The 14,072-nt window shown below is 55.4% G+C and carries 14 protein-coding genes; 3 read left to right on the forward strand and 11 right to left on the reverse strand.

The window, feature by feature from the left end:
* Nucleotides 1-65: 65 nt before the first annotated feature.
* From phoA to MMW58_RS23015, 6 genes are all read right to left on the reverse strand, one after another.
* Entirely contained in the window at nt 66-1,496 is a 1,431-nt protein-coding gene (phoA, locus tag MMW58_RS22990) for an alkaline phosphatase (protein ID WP_241722172.1), read from the reverse strand.
* Nucleotides 1,497-1,583: 87 nt separating this feature from the next.
* Complete coding sequence (gene iraP / locus MMW58_RS22995) at nt 1,584-1,844, reverse strand: anti-adapter protein IraP (RefSeq protein ID WP_041144254.1); 261 nt, start codon at nt 1,842-1,844, stop codon at nt 1,584-1,586.
* Between the two features lie 365 nt (nt 1,845-2,209).
* Nucleotides 2,210-3,202, reverse strand: coding sequence for a DNA-binding transcriptional regulator IdnR (gene idnR, locus MMW58_RS23000; protein WP_045854170.1), 993 nt, complete (start codon nt 3,200-3,202; stop codon nt 2,210-2,212).
* 66 nt (nt 3,203-3,268) lie between these two features.
* Nucleotides 3,269-4,558 carry an MFS transporter gene (locus MMW58_RS23005; RefSeq protein ID WP_241722173.1) on the reverse strand — a complete coding sequence of 430 codons (1,290 nt, stop codon included), beginning with the start codon at nt 4,556-4,558 and terminating at the stop codon, nt 3,269-3,271.
* A 110-nt stretch (nt 4,559-4,668) separates the two neighbouring features.
* A complete protein-coding gene (gene idnO, locus MMW58_RS23010; RefSeq protein ID WP_076944634.1) occupies nt 4,669-5,433 on the reverse strand; it encodes a gluconate 5-dehydrogenase in 765 nt (254 codons plus the stop codon).
* A 176-nt stretch (nt 5,434-5,609) separates the two neighbouring features.
* The gene (locus MMW58_RS23015; protein WP_045854167.1) at nt 5,610-6,809 is read right to left on the reverse strand and encodes a multidrug efflux MFS transporter; all 1,200 of its coding nucleotides are present in this window, start codon (nt 6,807-6,809) and stop codon (nt 5,610-5,612) included.
* 336 nt (nt 6,810-7,145) lie between these two features.
* Here MMW58_RS23015 and ddlA point away from each other — a divergent pair, with 336 nt between their 5' ends.
* Nucleotides 7,146-8,243: a D-alanine--D-alanine ligase gene (gene ddlA, locus MMW58_RS23020; protein ID WP_133596345.1), complete on the forward strand. Its 1,098-nt coding sequence runs from the start codon at nt 7,146-7,148 to the stop codon at nt 8,241-8,243.
* A 76-nt stretch (nt 8,244-8,319) separates the two neighbouring features.
* Here ddlA and MMW58_RS23025 read toward each other — a convergent pair whose 3' ends face one another.
* On the reverse strand, nt 8,320-8,523 hold the full coding sequence (locus MMW58_RS23025; RefSeq protein ID WP_045854165.1) for a DUF2754 family protein: 204 nt from the start codon (nt 8,521-8,523) through the stop codon (nt 8,320-8,322).
* Nucleotides 8,524-8,777: 254 nt separating this feature from the next.
* Between MMW58_RS23025 and MMW58_RS23030 the strand changes: the two genes are divergently transcribed.
* Entirely contained in the window at nt 8,778-9,080 is a 303-nt protein-coding gene (locus tag MMW58_RS23030; protein ID WP_159235889.1) for a DUF2755 family protein, read from the forward strand.
* On the opposite strand, the gene MMW58_RS23035 is transcribed toward MMW58_RS23030, so the two are convergent.
* From MMW58_RS23035 to MMW58_RS23045, 3 genes are all read right to left on the reverse strand, one after another.
* The gene (locus MMW58_RS23035; RefSeq protein ID WP_241722174.1) at nt 9,077-10,186 is read right to left on the reverse strand and encodes a DUF1615 domain-containing protein; all 1,110 of its coding nucleotides are present in this window, start codon (nt 10,184-10,186) and stop codon (nt 9,077-9,079) included. The genes MMW58_RS23030 and MMW58_RS23035 overlap by 4 nt on opposite strands.
* Nucleotides 10,187-10,204: 18 nt before the next feature.
* Nucleotides 10,205-11,425: a peptide antibiotic transporter SbmA gene (gene sbmA / locus MMW58_RS23040; RefSeq protein WP_133596339.1), complete on the reverse strand. Its 1,221-nt coding sequence runs from the start codon at nt 11,423-11,425 to the stop codon at nt 10,205-10,207.
* 117 nt (nt 11,426-11,542) lie between these two features.
* Entirely contained in the window at nt 11,543-12,055 is a 513-nt protein-coding gene (locus tag MMW58_RS23045) for an isochorismatase family protein (RefSeq protein WP_241723771.1), read from the reverse strand.
* 221 nt (nt 12,056-12,276) lie between these two features.
* On the opposite strand from MMW58_RS23045, the gene ampH reads away from it, so the two are divergent.
* Complete coding sequence (ampH, locus tag MMW58_RS23050) at nt 12,277-13,434, forward strand: D-alanyl-D-alanine-carboxypeptidase/endopeptidase AmpH (RefSeq protein WP_159235886.1); 1,158 nt, start codon at nt 12,277-12,279, stop codon at nt 13,432-13,434.
* On the opposite strand, the gene iprA is transcribed toward ampH, so the two are convergent.
* Nucleotides 13,435-14,058 (reverse strand): hydrogen peroxide resistance inhibitor IprA, encoded by a 624-nt coding sequence (gene iprA, locus MMW58_RS23055; protein ID WP_133596334.1) that lies wholly within the window; start codon nt 14,056-14,058, stop codon nt 13,435-13,437.
* Nucleotides 14,059-14,072: the final 14 nt, after the last annotated feature.

Here is a 14,072-nt window from a genome sequence, read left to right on the forward strand (position 1 = left end):
CTGTAAGTCTGGTCGCTGACGGGAAAAAAACCAGCCGGCGGCTGAAATTCGCCGCCGGCACGGGCTTATTTCAGGCCCAGAGCCTCTTTCATGGTATAGAACAGGTCGGTCTGATCGGTTAGGCCGACGACGTTCCCGGCGTGCGGGCCGTAGGCGGCGATACGCAGCTGCGTCCCGGTATGCTCCATCGACTCACCCTCGGAGTTACCGTAGCTCATCACCATCACCGCACCGTCTTTGGTGGTCAGCGCCTGCGTCAGGCCCGGCGCTTTAGAATCTGCGGGGATGATCTGGCTGGAGTGCGCGTGGTCGGCGGTTACCACCACCAGGGTATTGCCATCTTTTTTGGCGAACTCCAGCGCTTTCTGCACCGCTTCATCAAGATCGACGGTTTCGCCAATCTGGCCGCACGGGTTCGCCGCGTGATCCTGTTTGTCGATGGAGGCCCCTTCAACCTGCAGGAAGAAGCCCTTCTCATTGCTGCTCAGCAGGCTGATGGCTTTATCCGTCATCTGCGCCAGCGTTGGCACCGAGGCATCGCGCTTCGCGTTCGGCGTACAGGTTACCGCCGGCTTGTCGATATTGCCGTGCAGGGAGGCTTTAGGCCCTTCCCAGCGAACCGGCATATTACCGTCAGAAAACAGCCCCAGCAGCGGTTTGCCCTGGTTGGCTTCGCCGACCGCGGCCAGCGAAGCGGCGTCGGTAACAATCTGGTAGCCGCGAGCGACCGCCTGGTCATGCAGCGTTTTGCCCTGCCATTCACCGGCGGTGGCGGTTTCGGCGAAGGTTTTAGCCCCGCCGCCTAGCGTCACGTCGGCGCGGGCGTTCAGCAGCTGCTCGGTAATCGAACCCTTGCCGCCCTTTTCCAGCGCGTTGCCCGGACATTTTTCGCTGGTAACGCTGGGGCCATAGCACTTACGTGAGGTCACGTGCGCCACCAGAGCGGCCGGCGTGGCGTCCTGCAGTTCGGCGGTAGAGACGTTGCCGGTAGCAAAGCCGGCGGCTTTCGCCAGCTCAAGGATGGTCTGGTGATCTTTCTCGTGGATATCGACGCCCAGCGCGCCGTTATAGCTTTTGACGCCGGTGGTCCACGCCGTCGCGGACGCGGCGGAATCGGTCACATAATCCGGCTTGCCGGTTTTCTTATCCAGAGAATAATGAGTGTATTGACCGGTCAGCGGCAGCGCATCAATACCTTTGAAGAAGCCGCCCGCGCCTTCGGCATAATTGCGTGCGGCAGTAATTTCTGAATCACCCATTCCGTCACCAATCAGCAAAATAATATTTTTAGCTGGCTTGTTGATTAATGAGGCCTGCAAAGCGGCAGTTTGGTCGCCGCTTAAACGACGAGCGCCGCCGGGAGCGGTGATATCTCCCTGGGCGGCACGATTATCGAGCGCCGGGGCGGACGTGGTATCAGCATGAATAACCGGGGAAGCCAGCAGAGGCAGCAGGGCAATAAAGAGGGCGCTTAATTTCACTTTTGTCGTCTCCATGTAAAAATACTTAAAAAACAAAACGAGGGAGACTTTATAAAAGCGATGTGACAGTAAAATGACAGCATCCATGCCTTGTCACAGGCGCTAGCTACGAGGATGCCGCAACAGCTTTTTTATATATTGCTGCAACCGCTGGGCATCGCGCTCGTCAACCAGCGGACCAGGGCTGGCCTGCTCGATAGCCTGTTCAATATCGTTAATTAACGCCTGCTGAGCGTCCTGCTCCATATGCCTTAGCAGCGCCGTGACCACCACTTCCAGCGCCTCAACCTGCACCGTCAGCTCCTTTGTTTCCTCTTCCTTTTGTGCCAGATTTACCAGTAGCTCGGCAATGAGATTCTTCACAACGCTTTATCCTTAGGCGAGGTCAGTGAGTTGCTATTTATGTCATACATTAGCCGTCGGATACCAGAATTATTTTTTTAAAATGATTACTCGCCGCAATCAATATTTAGCGAAACGTTTTGCTCATTACTTATTTGGCGCGAGGGGTCCCCTGAATACCGGCGTAATAATCTTCATAACTAAATTTAATAGATAAGAGTTAAAAGGAATATTGCTATTCCAGCGCCCGCGAAAATAAATTCGGTTGCAGAAAGGCGGCCAACCTGGCAGGAGCATAGCCCGCAATCTGAGGGGGCGAGGCCGGTGGATGAGTCGGGAGCCGCAGGGTCAAGGCATCAGCAATTTCAGGGATAGCGGATATATAACTATAACGTATCGCCATAATATATCTGATAGCCCAAATTCACGCTGTCCGGTGCATCTTTACCGGCAAGTCTGGCAAGCAGTATTTCGCTGGCCGTTTTACCAATGTCATAACGTGGAGTAATGACGCTGGCTATTTTCTGCAAACTTGCGCGGCCAATTTCCAACCCGTGAAAACCAGCAATAGCCATATCCTGCGGCACCGCTTTACCCTGAGACTGACATTCAAGCAATACGCCAACCGCCAGATCGTCATTGGTACAAAAAATCGCGTCGATACCCGGGCACGACTGCTGCATTTTCAGGAACATCTGCCGCCCAAGGGCGACCGAAGAAATAGTACGCGGAGCCATGTGATACGCCTTCAGGCCATGAGCCTGCAGCGCCAGTTCGGTACCGCGAAAACGGCTCAGATCGCGGGGATCGTCCATTGAGCCAAAGAAGGCAATTGACCGTTTGCCGCTTTCGAGAAAAGCGTTGGTCATATCCCGTGCGGCCTTTTCGTTATCGAAGCCCACCTGAATATCAAGCTGCGGGCCACCGAAGTCCATCAGTTCCGCAACCGGAATACCGCTCGCGCGTACGTATTGGATCATGCGATCGCTATGCTGCTTGCCGGTCAGGATCAGGCCATCGATGTTATATGAAAGCAGGTTGAGCACTTCGCGCTCTTCGCGCTGGGGGTCATATTCGTAGTTAGCGATCAGGGTCTGGTACTGATGCGCGGAAGTCACCGACTCAATACCGGCCAGCACGTCGGCGAAAATCTGATTGCGAAACGAGGGGATAAGCACGCCGATTGTTTTACTGCGCGCGTTGAGCAGGATTTCCGGTGCCCGGTTGGGGATATAGTTATTCTCTTCCATGACTTTAGAAATAAGCTCGCGGCTGCGCTGCGACACCTGGCCTGGGTCGCGCAAATAGCGGCTCACCGTCATTTTATTAAGCCCCGCCAGGTTGGCGATATCCTGTAATGTCATCCGGCTGTTTTTCATCAGGTTCTCTACGACAAACGACTTATGTACTCGCAGAGAACCTTACCACAGCAGCTACGTTTTATGTTAACCCGCAACCTTTTTTGCCGTCAGCAGCGATGAAGAGGATTCATTATTGGCCCGCACGTTATACATCAGCACCACCGAGGCCAGCAGCGCGATAGCCATAAAGGTGTAAGAAACGCCGGGACCGCCCGTAACGCCATTCAAATAGCCAACCAGCCACGCGCCGAGGAAAGCACCAAGCGCCCCGAAGCTGTTAATCAGCCCCATAGAAACGCCGGAGACGTTACGCGGCAGCAGCTCAGGAATCAGCGCAAAGAAAGGACCGTACGGCGCGTACATGCAGGCGGCGGCAATCACCAGCAGCGCATAAGAGAACCAGAACGCCTGGTTGCCCACCATCCACGAACCGAAGAAGGCAATAGCGGCGATCAGCAGCAGTGGCCAAATGAACAGCTTACGATTCTGGAACTTGTCCGACAGCCAGGAGACTGTCAGCATTAATATAATGGCAGCCAGATACGGCACGGCCGCCAGCCAGCCTACCGCCACAATATCCATCTGTGCAGCATTTTTCAGAATCGACGGCATCCACATCATAAAACCGTACACGCCGATGCTCCACAGCGCATGCACGGCGCACAGCATAATGACGTTGCGCGATCGCAGCGCCTCGCCATAGTTACGTACCGGCTTGATATGGCTCTGTTCGCTATCCATCGCCTGCTGTAGAGCCTGTTTTTCCTGCTCGTTCAGCCAGGAGACCTCTGAAGGTTTATCGCGAACCAGTATCCACCAGCATACCGCCCACAGAACTGCCGGAATGCCTTCGATAATAAACATCTCCCGCCAGCCCCAGGACTGAATCAGGTAGCCGGAAACGATAGACATCCACAGCACGGTGACCGGATTACCGAGGATCAGGAAGGTATTGGCACGCGAACGCTCGGTTTTGGTAAACCAGTTGCTGATATAAATCAGCATCGCCGGCATCACCGCCGCCTCGACCACGCCGAGGGTAAAGCGAATAGCCATCAGCATCGGAATATTACTGACAAATCCGGTCGCCGCCGCGCAGACGCCCCATAATATAAGGCTGCAAAAAATCATTTTGCGCACGCTGCGCTTTACGGCATATATCGCGCCGGGAACCTGGAAAAAGAAATAGCCGAGAAAAAAGAGCGCACCAATCAGCGACGCGGTCCCTTTGGTGATGCCTAAATCATTTTCAATTCCCGCCGCGGCGGCAAATCCGTAATTCGCGCGGTCAAGATATGCCAGACTATAGGTAATAAAAATGATGGGCATTAAATACCACCAGCGACGCGCTGGTAACTTCGCGAGCATTTGCATAAGCAATCCTCAGATTATGTTCGTAGGCAAACGGGTTTAATTATGACTTCAGCTTAATTTTATTAACTGCGCCTAAAGCAGCAGCGATACAATCTGGATTAGGGTGGAAATTAGACGGCGGCAAGCATTCCTCCATCGACAAACAACAGATGACCGTTGACGAAGTTTGCCGCCGGAGAGGCCAGGTACACCGCAGCACCAATCAGCTCCTCCGGTTTTCCCCAGCGGGCTGCCGGCGTACGCTGATACAGCCATGCGGAAAACGCCTCGTCATTCACCAGCGCAGCCGTCATTTCGGTCGCAAAATAGCCGGGGGCAATGCCATTAACCTGAATATTATATTCCGCCAGCTCCACGCACATTCCACGGGTAAGCATTTTGACCGCTCCTTTCGATGCGGCATACGGAGTAATGGTTTTTCGCCCTAATTCGCTTTGCATCGAGCAAATATTTATTATTTTACCCGCACGGCGCGTCATCATATATTTAGCGACCTGCTGCGAGACGAGGAACACCCCTTTCTGGTTAACTTCAATAACCCGATCCCACTCCGCTTCGGGGAATTCAGTAAAAGGATATCGGCGCTGGATCCCGGCGTTATTAATTAAAATATCAATCGCCCCAATTTCCTGCTCAATACGGGTAATCCCGCGCTCGACCTCCTCCGCCCTGGTCACATCAAATGCGCATCCCACTGCGCGATAGCCCCGATCAACCAGCGCCTGCGCGGCCTGGTCCGCACGCAGCTGGGTCCGATCGTTGATAATTATCTCCGCGCCGTACTCTGCAAGGCCGCCGGCCAGCAGATTACCAATCCCCTGGGCAGAACCGGTGATGAGCGCTCGCTTCCCCGATAAATCGAATAAATTCCTCATAAAACCTCTTTTAAGATAGCTGTTACGCGTAACTGTATACGCGTAACAGTTACAAATAGAAGGGGCAAAGAGGTGAAAATGATCATTTTGTGATCGGAGATACATTTATAAGCGGGAGGGATCGGTAACCGGCATTTACGCTGTGACGTAAATACCGGCAGAAGGGAGGAGTGTGATTACGCCGTCGCCTGGCGGCTGCGCCGCAGCATAACCGCCAGCTGCCAAAGGTTAATCAGCACGATAATCGCCGTGGCGATAAACACCCAGCGGAAGCCGGCCATTGCCGATACCGAGGCGCCAATCAGCGGCCCGACGACGTTCCCCAGATACATAAACGACTGGTTATAGCCGAAGATGCGTCCGGTCACGCTATCGCTGCAGTATTTGAGCAGCAGCGTTTGCACCGCCGGCAGCATCGCGCCGTCGGCAAAGCCCAGCATGAAGCGCAGCACGCCCAGCTGCAGCGGCGTGGTCACGAACGACATCGCAAAGAACATCACCACCGCGCAGCACAGCGTCGCCAGCAGGATCCGCGAGGTGCCAATCCGATCGCCAAGCTTGCCTAAACGCGGGGCCGAGATCAGCGCCGAAACGCCCGGCACGGCGGCAATCATGCCGGCGAGGAAGGCAATATTATTGCTCTCCGGGGCCATCGATTTGATAAACAGCGCCAGAATCGGCCCGATTGAACCGTTGCACAGCTGAATCACGAGGGTGGTGAAGAACAGGCTAATGACCAGGCCGGGATAGGGCAGCGAAGCAAATACCTCCCTGCCGCTTAGGCGATCCGCCTTATTGACCTGCGGGCGCACGCCCTCTTTAATCAAGAACAGCGTCACCAGGAAGCTCACCGTCAGCAAAATGGCGGTAATGATAAACACCATTCGCAGACCAACGTGGTCGGCGAGGAAGCCTCCCAGCAGCGGCCCGCCGATGACGCCGCTAATCTGCGCCGTCGATAGCGTACTGAGCGCCCAGCCGCTGCGTTCGCGCGGCACCTGAGAGGCCACCAGCGCCATCGCATTAGGAATATAGCCGGAAGTCAGCCCCATCACCGCACGCAGGATAAACAGCTGCCAGACGTTGGTCGCAAAGGCCTGAAGCAGGATGGCAATCGCCATTCCCAGGGAGGCGCGCAGCAGCATCAGCTTGCGCCCTTTGCGATCCGCGAGGCTGCCCCACATCGGCGAAACGATGGCCGATACCAGGAAGGTGACGCTAAACGTCAGGCCTGACCACATCGACAGCGCCTCGTGAGAGGTGACGCCCAGCTGAGAAACATAGAGCGGCAAAAACGGCAGAATTTGGCTGATTGCCAGGCCGGTAAAAAAGCAGCCGAACCAGACAGAGATGAGATTAACCTTCCAGGATTCCATAACTACGCGTATTCATTAGTTTTTTGTGAATTATTATCTAGCTTAGCAAGTTCCCTTCGCCGGCGTATTACCAGAGATGCGCTCGCGATGAGTTTAGTGTTTTATCATTCTATATCCCGATTTATAAAATATTATCAGAGCTAATCGCCTGAGCCTCAGGGCGTTGTGCTGACTTCGCGTCGCCGCCGCGCATCGACTCCCGCCCTCGCCTGCTTATCCGCAGCGGCGGTTGCACAGCTTTTAACCCCCCGCAATCTGCCGCAGAGATTCTGGCAGCCATGCCGTCATCGCGCATGCTATGTTATGTGCTTTGATGTAATCAGGATGGAAGTTGAAATGGCTAAGATGAGGGTTGGGATCGTTTTTGGCGGCAAGTCGGCAGAACATGAAGTGTCGCTGCAGTCGGCGAAGAACATCGTGGAAGCAATTGATAAATCGCGCTTCGACGTCGTTCTGCTGGGGATTGATAAACAGGGTCTCTGGCACATTAACGATGCCGGTAACTATCTGCTGAACCCGCAGGATCCTGCCCATATTGCGCTGCGTCCCTCCGATGTCACGCTGGCGCAAATTCCCGGTCGCCAATCCGGGCAGCTGATTAATGCCGACAGCGGCCAACCGCTGGCCGCCATCGACGTCATTTTCCCGATAGTGCACGGCACCCTGGGAGAGGACGGCTCGCTGCAGGGCATGCTGCGGATGGCTAACCTGCCCTTCGTCGGCTCGGACGTGCTCGGCTCCGCCGCCTGCATGGATAAAGACGTCACCAAACGCCTGCTGCGTGACGCCGGCCTGTCTATCGCGCCGTTTATTACCCTGACCCGCGCTAACCGCCAGCGTTTTAGCTTCGCTGAAGTGCAAAACACGCTCGGCCTGCCGCTGTTTGTCAAACCGGCCAACCAGGGCTCTTCGGTGGGCGTGAGCAAGGTGAACAACGAAGAGCAGTATCAGCAGGCGGTCGACCTGGCCTTTGAATTTGACCATAAAGTAGTGGTTGAACAAGGAATCAAGGGCCGGGAGATCGAGTGTGCGGTACTGGGTAACGATGAACCTCAGGCCAGCACCTGCGGTGAAATCGTCCTCAACAGCGAATTCTACGCCTACGACACCAAGTACATTGACGACCAGGGAGCGAAAGTCGTCGTTCCGGCGGCCATTGACGGTGAAGTTAACGATAAAATTCGCGATATCGCCGTTCGCGCCTATCAGACGCTCGGCTGCAGCGGCATGGCGCGCGTCGACGTATTTCTGACGGCAGATAATGAAGTGGTTATCAATGAAATCAACACGCTGCCAGGGTTTACCAATATCAGCATGTATCCCAAACTGTGGCAAGCCAGCGGACTGGATTATACCAGCCTGATCACCCGACTGATTGAGCTGGCGCTGGAGCGTCACGCCGCCGATCGCGCGCTGAAAACCTCGATGAACTGATGAAATTGCCCCGGCGACGCAGCGCTTGCCGGGGCGACAGCTTTACGGCCCGGGTGGCCGCGAAACCGTCAGCGCCCTAGGCTTGCTCCGCCGGACGACGGCGAATAATAAACCCCGCCAGCCAGAAGCTAATGACCCAGGTCACCAGCCCCACGGCATAGGATTGCCAGCCCTGAGTTTCAAATCCCAGCAGCCCCACCACGCCGTTCAGAATAAAAATCAACCCCAGCGCAATAGCGTAATAGTGCCAGTCACGGCGAATTTTCTCAGTGAGCTTCATGACAACTCCAACGGCAAAAAAAGCATCTTCGCACAGGTGCAATCCACGGTCTGTAGCGGCGTTGAGAATTATTTAACAGTGGGAGATGGCTCTCTCTTTGCCAAACTTTTAGCACGCTCGCAAAGCGGCAAGTTCAGGAGTATTCCTGGCCGAAAATTACCAGCAATCTGATACTGGATAGCGCCCCCCGCTGCCAAAATAATCGCCGTGTAGCCGGTGTAAAAAACGGCTGAGAAGTGGAGTACGGAGGTTATATGGCAGAGTTTGCCTTTTCAAAAACGCTCTTTGGCAAAAAAAGAAGGAGCCCGCTGACCAGCAGCAATATCGCCTACGGACTGTTTGTGCTGTTCTGCTTCTGGGCCGGGGCGCAAATGCTGAGCATGCTGGTGCACGCACCCGGCGTTTTTGAACACTTAATACAGGTCCAGAATACTCACCATCCGCGCGTAGAAATCGGTCTGGCGGTGGGGACAATATTTGGCCTGGTCCCCTTTCTGATTGGCTGCCTGCTGCTCGCTCTTCTCGGGCTGTTCCTGCGCTGGCGCAATAATCGCTAACGACGCGCCATGCAGCTGGCGCGCCGCTCATCAACCCGCTTCGCGAACCAGGCGGTGGTCAGATTTCGCGTAATTTTAGGGCTTTCGAGCTGGATCCCGGGGAGTATTTCCCGCGGTACGGCCTTGCCTGCTTTCTTATCAGCAAGGCGGAAAACCTGCTGATAGAGGTCGGTTTTCTCAAACGCCAGGCTGTCGCCTTTCTTCAGCTGTCGGTGAATATCGTCATCACTCATCGCCAGCCGTCCGGCGACGCGCCGCACCGCCAGCTCGGTGGTCCCCGGCTCGTCGCTGTCGTAGCGAATCAAATCCCCGTCCAGCGCCAGCTTCACGCCGCTAACGTTGCTGACCGCATGCTGAAATGCGGCATTGCGGCTGGCGTACCAGCCGGCGTTGAAATCAGCAAAACGATACAGCGGCGCGCTATAGTTCGCCGGGTAGTTCAGCAAATGCCGGGTGCCAAACCACAGGCCGCCGCGCAGGCTAAAGACCTCCTTGCGCACGGTGCCCTCCATTTTCCACGGATAGCCGTCGGTGTGCTGCTGGGCAAAGGCGATGCTGACCTGCATCGGGCCGCCGGTATGCACCGGGTTGAGGGAGCCAAACAGGGTCTGGCCCATCGGTACCATGTCGATAAAATCGTCAAAAACGGCGCTCAGCTGCTTCTCCGTTTTCACGCTATCCAGGCGCTCGCTGTAGCTTTTGCCGTTCGGCGAAGGAATTTTTAGCGCGGTATGCACGACGAACAGCGGAATGTGCATTTTCTCCGCCCGGCGGTCTATCTCCTGCCAGGCGATTTTATTCAGCCCCGGCACCACCGGGTCAGACTGATAGTTGGACTCCTGCTGGGCCACCGCGAGCACCGAACAGACGTTTTCTTCCGTCGGTGCCAGCTTCTGGCTTTCGAAGGCTTTAGCTATCGCCTGCGCCCATTCGTCACGGTCCTTCACGCTGGCCGGCATTTTTTGCCGGACTACGGCGGCAACGTCCACGGGCTTTTCGCCTTTTTTTAGCGCCGGCCCCTGATTACTGGTACAGGCGCTGAGAACCATCCCCGCCAGAAGCGTCAGGGAGAGCGAAACAATACGAGTAGAGGCTGCTGCCGCCATAATCCTTCCTTGAGATAATTAACCGAGCGTTTGCGTGACTTCATTCAGCTCTTTGCCATCGAGCTCACGCTCAAAGCTGCGCAGACGTTTGTAGATGGACATCAGCTCCACCAGCGTCGTCCAGGAGCTGATCAGGTACTGGAACGAACCGCGCACCTGGCCGAATACGTTGGTTATCTGCGTCATCAGGCCCAGCGTAATGGTACCGGCAACGATCGACGGAAACAGCAGGAACAAACCGAAAACGTTATCGACCTGCAGATAGAGAATGCGCGCGATGTTGAAGTACATGTAGTGGAAATAGAGGCGGAAATAGTTGCGGCGTACGGCACCGAACAGCTCGCGTACGGTCGGCGGCGTCGCGCGAGCTGCGTCGTCTTCGCCGTACACCAGCTCTTTACGATAGGCCGCCTCAACGCGCTGGTTTTTAAACTCCAGCCCCGGCAGCTTGATCCCCACCACCGCCAGCATACCGGTTCCCATCAGCGACCAGACGATCGCCGCAATCACCAGGCCATACGGCAGGTGGCCAACAATCGGCAGGTCCGGCACGTGCTCGGACAGGGTGACCAGCACCGGCAGAAAGGCAATCAGGGTCATCACCGCGTTGATAAAGCTGACGCCCATATCTTCAAGGGTGGAGGCAAAGCGCATGGTATCTTCCTGCACACGCTGGGCCGCGCCTTCGATATGGCGTAAATGGTGCCAGTGCGCCATGTAGTGTTCGTTCATCGCGGTACGCCAGCGGAAGACGTAGTGGCTGACGAAAAAGTTGTTCATTACGCCGATAATCACCGCAATAACCGCAATCCCGAGGAATACGCCAATTTCTTGATAAAACTGGTTAATGCTGACCTTATGCGGCGTGGCCAGCGCGGCCTGTATCAGATCGTAGAACGGCGCGTACCAGGCGTTAATCGCCACCCCGACTTCGACCATAAACCAGGTGACGAAGATAATCAGCGCTGTGCCGAGGATCGACCAGTACTGCCAGCGATGCGGACTGTAGATAAACCAAAACAGAGCGAACACGCCGACGCAGAACATATAGTAAACGTAGAACAGCAGATAGTTCAGCGACCAGAAGCGTGCGGCGCTGATGGCCACGTTTTGCGATGCGCCGGCTATCCGCAGCAGCCAGTCGCCGCCGCCCGCCTGCCAAAAGATCACCGCCAGCAGCGACCAGATAAAGGCAGAGATAAAAAACGGCCCCGGTTTGGGGAAAAAAGATTTAAACATCATGCTCTCCTGCTAACTTCTTATCATTCTGATTATGCTGTGTACCACGACAATGCCCGCCGCAGAGAAGCAGCGGCAAGGAAAGGCGACCGAATTATGAGACCGGATATCAGCAGCTTAGTTCGTCTGCCAGGCGCTAAGAATTGTTTCTGTGGATTTCACGCGTACGGGATTGCCGGGGACGGTCAGCGTACGCCAGACCTCGTTATAGTGGGCAATCAGCGTTTGCGCCTGCGCCGCCGGGCGGTTAGCGGTAGTATGCGCATCTTCGGCAACGGTTATCGCATAGCCGCGGCTGGCGCCGTTCTTGATGGTGGTATCAACGCAATAGTCCGTTGCGCAGCCGCAAATCACAAACTGCGTAATGTCCAGCTCGCTCAGCGCCTGCGCGAGGCGGGTCTGGTAAAACGCATCGCAGGCGGTTTTAGTGACAAAAATTGCATTTTCCGGCTGCTCCAGCTCAGCCAGCAGCGCAAAACCTTCGCTTCCCTCTTCCAGCCCACCATCCTCAGCGTGCTGAATAAAAATCACGCGATCCGCGGCGCGGATCAGGCGGTTAATTTGTGCGACGCAGCGCTCACGCTCAATACGCGGGGTCGCAAAAACGCCATTTTGCATATCCACTACCATTACTACCCGCTGAGCGGCCATGTATCTCTCTCTTACAACCTGATTAACCAAACAATAATCATACGCGCCCGCCGGGTAAAGCGGGTATCGAAAGCGTAAAAAATCGTTTTTTACGCACCGTTACGTTTTTCCATGAAATATTGTCGTCATTGCGCTTCGCTGTGCGCCGCTTCGTAGTATAAATACGCTCTATATCTCTTTTCATCATATGGATACCCCCGTTGAAACGTAGTCTGCTCATTTTTGCTGCGCTGTGCGCGGCGTCGTGGACATCGGTCCAGGCTGCTCAACCGAGCGTCGACCCGGAATTTGCCTCCGATGTTGTCGACCGTTACGCCAACCATATCTACTACGGTAGCGGTGCCACCGGCATGGCACTGGTCGTCATCGACGGTAACCAGCGCGTTTTTCGCAGCTTTGGCGAGACGCGTCCGGGCAATAATGAACATCCTCAGCTGGATTCCGTTATCCGCATCGCCTCACTGAGCAAGCTGATGACCAGCGAAATGCTGGTGAAAATGCTCGATCGGGGGGTGGTGAAGCTTAACGATCCGCTGAGCAAATACGCTCCGCCGGGCGCTCGGGTGCCGAGCTATCAGGGTACGCCGATTACGCTAGTTAACCTGGCGACGCATACCAGCGCCCTGCCGCGTGAACAGCCCGGCGGCGCGGCGCACCGCGCGGTCTTCGTCTGGCCAACTCGCCAGCAGCGCTGGGAATGGCTGTCGACGACGTCGTTGAAAGCCGCGCCCGGCTCGCAGGCCGCCTACTCCAACCTCGCGTTTGATCTGCTGGCGGACGCCCTCTCGAACGCCGCGGGCAAGCCTTATCCGCAGCTGTTTGAAGAGCAAATTACCCGCCCGCTGGGCATGAAGGACACCACCTTTACGCCATCGCCGGATCAGTGTGGCCGCCTGATGGTCGCCGAGAAGGGTGCCAGCCCGTGCAACAACACCCTGGCGGCGATCGGCAGCGGCGGCGTTTACTCCACCCCGGGCGATATGATGCGCTGGATGCAGCAGTTCCTCTCCTCTGATTTTTACACCCGCGGCCAGCAGGCTGACCGCATGCAGACGCTGATCTATCAGCGCAGCCAGCTGACCCGCGTTATTGGTATGGACGTGCCGGGGAAAGCCGATGCGCTGGGCCTTGGCTGGGTTTATATGAAGCCGAAGAACGGGCATCCGGGCATTATTCAGAAGACCGGCGGCGGCGGTGGATTTATTACCTACATGGCGATGAACCCGCAGGCTAACGTGGGCGCCTTCGTGGTGGTCACCCGTTCCTCGCTGACGCGCTTTAGCAATATGAGTAACGGCATCAATGACCTGGTTAGCGAACTCAGCGGCGAAAAACCGCTGGCCGTTCCCGAATCCTGATTAATATTCTGAAGGCAAATGGTTGATGCTGACCAGTTTGCCTTTATCCATCTCGATATAGCCGCCCTTACGCAGAGCAGCAAGCACTTCGGCAACAACGGAGCGCGAAATACGCGTTTTTTGATGAATATAATTCATAACGCCAATGCGGAAGCGTAATTGTTCGTCCCAGTCAATCATCGACAGCAGCGTTGCGCGAATTTGCTCATAGGAGTTATTACCGATTAGCTGCAGGTCGCGTAGCTCCATAATGCGGTTATGCCATACCAGCCAGCAGAATGCGTCGCGCCACAAATTATTCTGGTCGATTATTTTAATCGCCTGGGAGGAAGGCAGGTGGTATCCGCTGCACTCTCCCTCGGTCATTAATTTATATTTCACCTCATTTTTCATTACCCCATCGGCCAACCCGATAATAAAAGGGGCCTGAGCGATACCCACAAGGATATTTTCACCTCTGCGCAGCGAGATTACGCCGGCCAAAATAACCACCGTTTTGTCGCAATGTATATCGTTCGAAAATATAATCTGCTTTTCACTGCAAAAATCGAAGCGCGTGCCGTATTTTGACAGGCATTGATCCAGCTGATCAAATTCATTAAGCGGTTTACTCAGCGATAGCATTTATGCATTCCTGA

The sequence above is a fragment of the Klebsiella sp. HC6 genome (assembly GCF_022605325.1).
In the GTDB taxonomy this organism is placed as follows: domain Bacteria; phylum Pseudomonadota; class Gammaproteobacteria; order Enterobacterales; family Enterobacteriaceae; genus Klebsiella; species Klebsiella terrigena.